General features: G+C 49.5%; 1 rRNA gene. It reads right to left on the bottom strand.

What is annotated here, in order from left to right:
- Window positions 1-2104 (bottom strand): 23S ribosomal RNA (locus DK871_RS28205); the annotation flags it as partial.
- Window positions 2105-2350: the final 246 nt, after the last annotated feature.

Below are 2350 nucleotides of genomic sequence, written 5' to 3'. Positions count from 1 at the left end.
CCTACACAAGCAAATTCAAAGTCCAGTGCAAAGCTATAGTAAAGGTTCACGGGGTCTTTCCGTCTAGCCGCGGATACACTGCATCTTCACAGCGATTTCAATTTCACTGAGTCTCGGGTGGAGACAGCGCCGCCATCGTTACGCCATTCGTGCAGGTCGGAACTTACCCGACAAGGAATTTCGCTACCTTAGGACCGTTATAGTTACGGCCGCCGTTTACCGGGGCTTCGATCAAGAGCTTCGCGTTAGCTAACCCCATCAATTAACCTTCCGGCACCGGGCAGGCGTCACACCCTATACGTCCACTTTCGTGTTTGCAGAGTGCTGTGTTTTTAATAAACAGTCGCAGCGGCCTGGTATCTTCGACCGGCATGAGCTTACGGAGCAAGTCCTTCACCCTCACCGGCGCACCTTCTCCCGAAGTTACGGTGCCATTTTGCCTAGTTCCTTCACCCGAGTTCTCTCAAGCGCCTTGGTATTCTCTACCCAACCACCTGTGTCGGTTTGGGGTACGGTTCCTGGTTACCTGAAGCTTAGAAGCTTTTCTTGGAAGCATGGCATCAACCACTTCGTTATCTAAAAGATAACTCGTCATCAGCTCTCGGCCTTAGAATCCCGGATTTACCTAAGATTCCAGCCTACCACCTTAAACTTGGACAACCAACGCCAAGCTGGCCTAGCCTTCTCCGTCCCTCCATCGCAATAACCAGAAGTACAGGAATATTAACCTGTTTTCCATCGACTACGCTTTTCAGCCTCGCCTTAGGGACCGACTAACCCTGCGTCGATTAACGTTGCGCAGGAAACCTTGGTCTTTCGGCGTGGGTGTTTTTCACACCCATTATCGTTACTCATGTCAGCATTCGCACTTCTGATACCTCCAGCAAGCTTCTCAACTCACCTTCACAGGCTTACAGAACGCTCCTCTACCGCATCACTTACGTGATACCCGTAGCTTCGGTGTATGGTTTGAGCCCCGTTACATCTTCCGCGCAGGCCGACTCGACTAGTGAGCTATTACGCTTTCTTTAAAGGGTGGCTGCTTCTAAGCCAACCTCCTAGCTGTCTAAGCCTTCCCACATCGTTTCCCACTTAACCATAACTTTGGGACCTTAGCTGACGGTCTGGGTTGTTTCCCTTTTCACGACGGACGTTAGCACCCGCCGTGTGTCTCCCATGCTCGGCACTTGTAGGTATTCGGAGTTTGCATCGGTTTGGTAAGTCGGGATGACCCCCTAGCCGAAACAGTGCTCTACCCCCTACAGTGATACATGAGGCGCTACCTAAATAGCTTTCGAGGAGAACCAGCTATCTCCGAGCTTGATTAGCCTTTCACTCCGATCCACAGGTCATCCGCTAACTTTTCAACGGTAGTCGGTTCGGTCCTCCAGTTAGTGTTACCCAACCTTCAACCTGCCCATGGATAGATCGCCCGGTTTCGGGTCTATTCCCAGCGACTAGACGCCCTATTAAGACTCGCTTTCGCTACGCCTCCCCTATTCGGTTAAGCTCGCCACTGAAAATAAGTCGCTGACCCATTATACAAAAGGTACGCAGTCACCCAACAAAGTGGGCTCCCACTGCTTGTACGCATACGGTTTCAGGATCTATTTCACTCCCCTCTCCGGGGTTCTTTTCGCCTTTCCCTCACGGTACTAGTTCACTATCGGTCAGTCAGTAGTATTTAGCCTTGGAGGATGGTCCCCCCATATTCAGACAAAGTTTCTCGTGCTCCGTCCTACTCGATTTCATGACTAAGAGATTTTCGCGTACAGGGCTATCACCCACTATGGCCGCACTTTCCAGAGCGTTCCGCTAATCTCAAAGCCACTTAAGGGCTAGTCCCCGTTCGCTCGCCACTACTAAGGGAATCTCGGTTGATTTCTTTTCCTCAGGGTACTTAGATGTTTCAGTTCCCCTGGTTCGCCTCTTGCACCTATGTATTCAGTACAAGATAACCATCTTATGATGGCTGGGTTCCCCCATTCAGACATCTCCGGATCAAAGTCTGTTTGCCGACTCCCCGAAGCTTTTCGCAGGCTACCACGTCTTTCATCGCCTCTGACTGCCAAGGCATCCACCGTATGCGCTTCTTCACTTGACCATATAACCCCAAGCAATCTGGTTATACTGTGAAGACGACATTCGCCGAAAATTCGAATTTCTCAGTTAAGAGAACTCACAAATTTTACCTTAGCCTGATCCGTTACCAGTGAAAGTAACGTTCAGTCTATCTTTCTATCACATACCCAAATTTTTAAAGAACGAACTAGTCAAAGACTAGAAATCAACATTCACCATCACAACAATGGAATGCTCATTTCTAAGCTTTATACAAACAGAAGCAGTA

The organism is Pseudomonas sp. L13 (genome assembly GCF_009935965.1).
Taxonomy (GTDB): Bacteria; Pseudomonadota; Gammaproteobacteria; order Pseudomonadales; family Pseudomonadaceae; genus Aquipseudomonas; species Aquipseudomonas lactis.
Note: the sequence above shows the minus strand (reverse complement) of the source record. Positions and strands in the feature narration are given on the sequence as shown.